We start from the raw sequence: 6,574 nt of genomic DNA, 5'->3' as shown, positions 1-6,574 counted from the left end.
CCCCTCCCCCACAGGGGGAGGGGCTTTTCTTTAGCGGATGCTTTTGCCGATGTGGTCGCAGTCGCCTTTGCCGAGGATGCAGTTGCTGTTCATCCAGATAATGGTCGCTTTGCCGACCAGGTTCGCTTCGGGGACGAAGCCCCAGGCGCGGCTGTCTTCGCTGTCGTCGCGGTTGTCGCCCATGACGAAGTAGTGTCCCGTCGGCACGGTCAGGCTGCCTTCGGCCATGCCGGGGCGGTTGTTCGGGTTTTCGGGGTAGAGTTGGGCGCGGTGGTTGCCGTAGCCGGTCAGCGTTTCTTCGTAGATGGCAGCGGGGATGTGGAAGGTGTGCTCGCCGTAGTTGCGTGCCACTTCGCGGGTCTCGCCGGTTGGCAGCAGCGGCTGTTCTTCGTCGTTAATCCAGACGTGGTCGTGGTCGTAGCGGATGTGGTCGCCGGGCAGGCCGATGATGCGTTTGATGTAGTGCAGGTTGGGGTCGTTCGGGTAGCGGAAGACGACGACGTCGCCGCGCTGCACGCTGCCTGTCGGGATGAGGGTCGTGCGCAATACGGGCAGTTTGATGCCGTAGCTGTATTTGCTGGTGAGGATGAAGTCGCCGTCGTAGAGGTTCGGCTCCATCGAGCCGGAGGGAATGCGGAACGGCTCCCACATGAAGGAGCGGATGAACCAGACGATGAACAGCACCCAGAACATGCCGCTGAAGAATTCGATGGTTTTTTCTTTGGGGTAAACGGGGTGCTTGGTCCAGTAGAGTTCGGCGCCCTTGAGCGGCTCCTGCTGGGTGAGTTTGTGCTGCGCGCGGTCGAAGGCTTTTTGGTGGCGGCGCGGCACACCTTTGGCGCTCTGGATGATGGTGGCGAGGCGGTTGGCGTAGGTGATGCGGTCTTCCTGGGTTTCTTCGCCGCGTTTGAAGACGCGGTAGAGGTGGCGGCGCATTTTGCGGTAGCTGAAGCTGTCGATGATGTAGAAGCCGAGGCAGAGGAGGACGGTGAGGGTGAGGATGAGCTCGAAGTGGGTCATGAATCCGGCGAGGATGTTCTGGAGGGTGTTCATGTGCGGTTTTCCTTAGTTGCTGTTGTTATCGACTTTGAGGACGGCGAGGAAGGCTTCTTGCGGGATTTCGACGCTGCCTACTTGTTTCATCCGTTTTTTGCCCGCTTTTTGTTTTTCCAGCAGTTTGCGTTTGCGGGTGACGTCGCCGCCGTAGCATTTGGCCAGCACGTTTTTGCGCAGGGCTTTGACGGTGGAGCGGGCGATGATTTGGTTGCCAATCGCCGCCTGGATGGCGACTTCAAACATTTGCCGGGGGATGAGGTCGCGCATTCTTTCTACCAGGTCGCGCCCGCGTGATTGGGCGTGCTCGCGGTGGATGATGATGGAGAGCGAGTCCACTTTGTCGCCGTTGATGAGGACGTCCAGGCGGACGAGGTTGGCCGGGTCGAAGCGGAGAAATTCGTACTCGAATGAGGCGAAGCCGCGCGACACGGATTTGAGGCGGTCGAAGAAATCCAGCACCACTTCGCTCATCGGCATTTCGCAGCGCAGTTGCACTTGGTGTCCGGCATATTGCATATCTTTTTGTACGCCGCGTTTTTCGATGCACAGTCCCAGCACCGCGCCGACGTATTCTTTCGGCATGAGGATGTTGGCGACGATGATGGGTTCGCGGATTTCGGCGATGTGGTTGGTGGCGGGCAGTTTGCTCGGATTGTCGATGTGCAGCGTTTCGCCAGCGGTGGTTTCCACTTCATAGACAACCGTCGGCGCGGTGGTGATGAGGTCAAGGTCGTATTCGCGCTCCAGCCGCTCCTGAACGATTTCCATGTGCAGCATTCCGAGGAAACCGCAGCGGAAGCCGAAGCCAAGCGCTTGCGAGGTTTCCGGCTCGTAGAAGAGTGAGGCGTCGTTCAGGCGCAGCTTGGCGAGTGCCTCGCGCAGGTCTTCATAATCGTCCGATTCCACCGGGAACAGCCCGGCGAAAACGCGCGGTTGTACTTTCTGGAAGCCGGGCAGGCGTTCGGCGGTGGGGCGGGCGGCGTCAGTCAGGGTATCGCCGACCGGCGCGCCGTTGATGTCCTTGATGCCGGCGATGACAAAGCCGACTTCGCCCGCGCGCAGCTCGCTGCGGTCTTGCGCCTTCGGCGTGAAGATGCCGAGCTTGGTGATGAGATGCTCGTCGCCGCTGCTCATCACCCGCATTTTCTGCTTGACCTTGAGCGTGCCGTCGAAGACGCGCACCAGCGACACCACGCCGACGTAGCTGTCAAACCACGAGTCGATAATCAGCGCCTTCACCGGCGCGTCCGGGTCGCCCGTTGGCGCGGGGATTTTCTCGATAATCTGCTCCAGCAGGTCTGCGATACCCTCGCCGGTTTTTGCGCTCACTTTCAGCGTTTCCGCCGTGTCCAGGCCGATGATTTCCTCGATTTCCTCCATCACCCGCTCCGGTTCGGCGGACGGCAGGTCAATCTTGTTCAGAACGGGCAACACTTCCAGGTTCTGCTCGATGGCGGTGTAGCAGTTCGCAACAGACTGCGCCTCCACCCCCTGCGCCGCGTCCACCACCAGCAGCGCGCCCTCGCAGGCATAAAGCGAACGCGATACCTCATAAGAGAAGTCCACGTGGCCGGGGGTGTCGATGAAGTTGAACTGATAGGTCTTGCCGTCGCGCTTTGAGGTGTAATTGAGCGAGACGCTCTGCGCCTTGATGGTGATGCCGCGCTCGCGCTCCAAATCCATTGAATCCAGCACCTGCGCCTCCATTTCGCGCTCGGAGAGGCCGCCGCACATCTGGATGAAGCGGTCGGAGAGCGTGGATTTGCCGTGGTCAATGTGGGCGATGATGGAGAAATTGCGGATGCGCTCAAGCATGGGGCGGTTCGGGGCTGGTTGAAAGGGGCGGCATTATAGCCGCTTCACACGCGCTCTTTACAGTTACCGCAATCCACACAAGGCTCTACGCGGCGTTATCTGTCGCGTTGTCCACATTTTTTGGGGATAAACGCGGCGGGCGGGCAGGGCGGCATTCGGGCGGTGTTATCCACAAATCCGCTACTGGCGCGGCGGCGGCGAGCGCAAGCAGAAAAAGCGCTTTGTTTACCGCGGTTTCTTTCAGTATATTGTTTTTACAATGATTTTTGTGATACCGCTGTTTGTGTGATGGCAGGCAACCGGCGGTGTGCATTGCGATTTTTGGCGAAATCGCGCGAGTTATCCACCGGGTTATCCACAGCCGCCCGTCCCGGCAAAATGACGCGCATAAAAAAGCGGTTCGGCTTCGCGCCGAACCGCCTCTCGCCCGGAATTTCAGCGCAAGGGCCGGATGCCGACCGCGTCGCGTACTGCGTCCAACAGTGGCCGGGTGTGTTTGCGCGCCTTGGCCGCGCCCGCCTGGAGGATGTCTTCAATCCGCGCCGGGTTGGCGGTGAGTTCGCGGTAGCGTTCGCGCGGCTCACGCAGTTCGGCGTTGATTTGTTCAAACAGCGCCTGTTTGGCGTCGCCCCAGCCGATGCCCTCGGCGTAGCGGCTACGCATCGCTGCCTGTTCGTCGCGGCTGGAGAAGGAGCGGTAAATCTCGAAGATGGTGGATTCGTCCGGGTTTTTCGGCTCGCCCGGCTCCTGTGAGTTGGTGACGATTTTCATGATTTGTTTGCGCAGCGCCTTTTCGTCTTCAAAGAGGGCGATGGTGTTGCCGTAGCTTTTGCTCATTTTGCGTCCGTCCAGCCCGGTGAGCAGCGCCACGTCTTCGCCAACCACCGCTTCCGGCAGCACGAACAGCTCGCGGTAGCGGTGGTTGAAGCGTCCGGCGATGTCGCGCGCCATTTCGACGTGCTGGATTTGGTCGCGCCCGACCGGAATGTGGGTGGCGTTGAAGATGAGAATGTCCGCCGCCATCAGCACCGGATAGGAAAACAGCCCCATCGAGATGCCGTGGTCGGGGTCGGTGTTGCCTTCGGCGACGTTGGCATCAACCGCCGCCTTGTAGGCATGGGCGCGGTTCATCAGCCCCTTGGCGCAGACGCAGTTGAACACCCACGCCAGCTCCGGCACTTCGGGGATGTCCGACTGGCGGTAGAAGGTGATGGTTTCCGGGTCAAGGCCGCAGGCGAGCCAGGTGGCGGCGACGGCGAGCGTTGAGCGGTGGATTTGCTCCGGGTCGTGGCATTTGATGATGCCGTGGTAGTCGGCGAGGAAGAGGAAGGATTCTTCACCGCTGGCGCGGCTTTCGGCAATCGCCGGGCGCACCGCGCCGACGTAGTTGCCGAGGTGGGGGATGCCGGTGGTGGTGATACCGGTCAAGACGCGTTTGTGGCTCATGGAGGGTTCCTGGTGTGAATGAATGATGCGGCGATTATAAGCGCAATGACCGCCTGCGACGGCAGATGTGCATTCTTGTGGTTTTGAGTGCAGGCGGTGATGGTTTGAAAAAATGTTTGTTCAGGTGGTGATGACAAGTATCGCCAATTGGCACGATATTCGCTATAGTTAACGGAGAATCACGAAACTTTAATCTTGGATACCCGCCCCATGTGGAAATTTCTGAAAAAGACCTTCCGCCGCGCGCCGCAGCCGGTGGTCGCACAAGTCCCGGTTGCGGGGCTGGCGTACTATCGCGCCGAAGACCTCGCCTCGCTCATGCACCGCGGCGACCTGCTTGACCTGCGCCACGAGCCGGACAACCCGCACGACGCCAACGCCGTGATGATTTTCTGGCACCACAACAAAATCGGCTACGTCCCCAGCGAATACGCGCGCGACCTGCAAGGCCTGCTGGATCGTCACGACACACTCTGCGGCAAAATCGTCGAAATCGACCCGCATAGCGACGAACACCGCTGGGTCAAATTCAACATCTACCCGCCGCGGAAAAACCTCTGATGCAGCAACTCTTTCCGGCGCGCATCGCTGCCGACCGCGCCGCCTGGCAAGCACTGCTCGCGCGCGAAGGCATCCGTGGTGAAAGCCATCTGGACGCCGTCTATGGCATCCACGCCGACGACGGCACGCTCATTGCCACCGGCGCGCGCTACCGCAACATCCTGAAATGTATTGCCATTGACCACGAACACCAGGGCGGCAGCCTCTTCAACACCCTGATGAGCGCGCTGATGAACGACGTCCATCGCGCCGGATACCACGCCTGCTACGTTTACACCAAGGCAGCCGCGCGCGACGCCTTCGCCTGGCTCGGCTTCCGTGAAATCGCCCACGTTGACGACAAACTGTATTTCCTCGAAAACGCGCTGCACGGTCTGCCACAATACCTGGAAACCCTGCGCGGCGAATACGTCGCGGGCGGGCGCATCGCCGCCATCGTCATGAACGCCAACCCGTTCACCAACGGCCACCGCTACCTCGTCGAAAAAGCGGCGCGCGAGAATGACGTCGTCCACCTGTTCGTATTAAGCGAAGACCTGTCGCACTACCCCGGCTCGGTGCGCCTCGCGCTGGTACAGGCGGGCATCGCGCCGCTGAAAAACGTTCACGTCCACCCGACCGGCGACTACATCATCTCCGCCGCCACCTTCCCCTCCTACTTCCTGCGCGAAGACGACGACGTCACCACCATCCAGGCGCGGCTGGACGCCCGCATCTTCAAGGAACACATCGCGCCCGCGCTCGGTATCACGAAACGCTACGTCGGCCACGAACCCTACAGCGCCGCGACCGCCATTTATAACGAAGCGCTGCAACAAGAATTTGCCACCGCGCCGCCGCTGGCGCTGGAAATCGTCGAACGCCTGCGCGCGGATGGCGCCTACATCAGCGCCTCGCGCGTGCGCGAACTGATTGCGGCAGGCAACCTTGACGCGGTGCGCCCGCTGGTACCGCCGACGACCTTTGCCTACCTGCAAGGCGGCGAACTGCCCGCGCTGGACGCCTGAGCCGCACCGCCAAAAGATGAGCCCCTGCCATGCAGGGGCTTTTTCATATAGCAAACGTAGGTCCGCCATTCATGGCCGACATCAAAAATGTCGGGCACAAGTGCCAGACCGGATTTTTGGCGGGCGCTTATAACGCCGTGAGAAAGGTCAGCAGGCCGAGGATGACACCGCAGGCGTTGGGCGTGATGAGTATCCAGTCCTTTTTCGGCTCCTGCGTCCAGCCGTACATGACCCAGATGGCGCAGGAAACGGCAGCGGTCAGCGGTTGCAACGGCTGCGCCTTGGCGCCGTGCAGGTTGGCGTTGATTTGCGGGATGTAGGCGAGGAAGACGAAGATACCCAGCGCGGCGCCGATGCTGCCGATCAGGTTATGGATTTGATGCTTGCGCCATTTTTTGCGGGATTGCAGGAAGCGGGGCAATTTCATGGGGAACTCCTTGGGTGGTGGGTTTTAGGGAGCCGTTTACAATTAGTCATAACACGATGATTTTATTGTAGGTTGGGTTAGCGCGCAGCGCGTAACCCAACAACGGAATATGTTCGGCATTCGGTTTGTTGGGGTTCTCTCGTTGTGCGAGCAATACTTGTCGCTGCGCGAGCTGTTTCAGTCCCTCTGGGAGAGGAATTGGAGTGAGAGCAGCAATCAATTGAAAAATTGGAATTTCGGCTCATCAATCATATCGCTCACC

General features: G+C 60.1%; 6 protein-coding genes. 2 read left to right on the top strand and 4 right to left on the bottom strand.

Annotated features, from left to right (window positions below; translation table 11 throughout):
* Positions 1–30 precede the first annotated feature (30 nt).
* From lepB to trpS, 3 genes are all read right to left on the bottom strand, one after another.
* On the bottom strand, positions 31–1,053 hold the full coding sequence (lepB, locus tag Q0349_RS05310; RefSeq protein WP_298079840.1) for a signal peptidase I: 1,023 nt from the start codon (positions 1,051–1,053) through the stop codon (positions 31–33).
* Positions 1,054–1,065: 12 nt separating this feature from the next.
* Entirely contained in the window at positions 1,066–2,871 is a 1,806-nt protein-coding gene (gene lepA / locus Q0349_RS05305; protein WP_298079839.1) for a translation elongation factor 4, read from the bottom strand.
* Positions 2,872–3,306: 435 nt separating this feature from the next.
* On the bottom strand, positions 3,307–4,317 hold the full coding sequence (gene trpS, locus Q0349_RS05300; RefSeq protein WP_298079838.1) for a tryptophan--tRNA ligase: 1,011 nt from the start codon (positions 4,315–4,317) through the stop codon (positions 3,307–3,309).
* Positions 4,318–4,527: 210 nt separating this feature from the next.
* On the opposite strand from trpS, the gene Q0349_RS05295 reads away from it, so the two are divergent.
* Together Q0349_RS05295 and citC are read left to right on the top strand one after the other, a co-directional pair.
* The gene (locus tag Q0349_RS05295) at positions 4,528–4,878 is read left to right on the top strand and encodes an HIRAN domain-containing protein (protein WP_298079837.1); all 351 of its coding nucleotides are present in this window, start codon (positions 4,528–4,530) and stop codon (positions 4,876–4,878) included.
* The gene (gene citC, locus Q0349_RS05290; protein WP_298079836.1) at positions 4,878–5,885 is read left to right on the top strand and encodes a [citrate (pro-3S)-lyase] ligase; all 1,008 of its coding nucleotides are present in this window, start codon (positions 4,878–4,880) and stop codon (positions 5,883–5,885) included. Before Q0349_RS05295 ends, citC begins: the two co-directional genes overlap by 1 nt.
* 127 nt (positions 5,886–6,012) lie before the next feature.
* Here the strand turns inward: citC and Q0349_RS05285 are convergent, their stop codons facing one another.
* Positions 6,013–6,312, bottom strand: a complete 300-nt coding sequence (locus Q0349_RS05285; RefSeq protein ID WP_298079835.1) for a SemiSWEET family transporter — start codon at positions 6,310–6,312, stop codon at positions 6,013–6,015.
* Positions 6,313–6,574 lie beyond the last annotated feature (262 nt).

Origin of the sequence: uncultured Cardiobacterium sp. (assembly GCF_938028185.1) — a bacterium.
In the GTDB taxonomy this organism is placed as follows: domain Bacteria; phylum Pseudomonadota; class Gammaproteobacteria; order Cardiobacteriales; family Cardiobacteriaceae; genus Cardiobacterium.
This window is presented reverse-complemented; position numbering and strand designations above follow the sequence as displayed.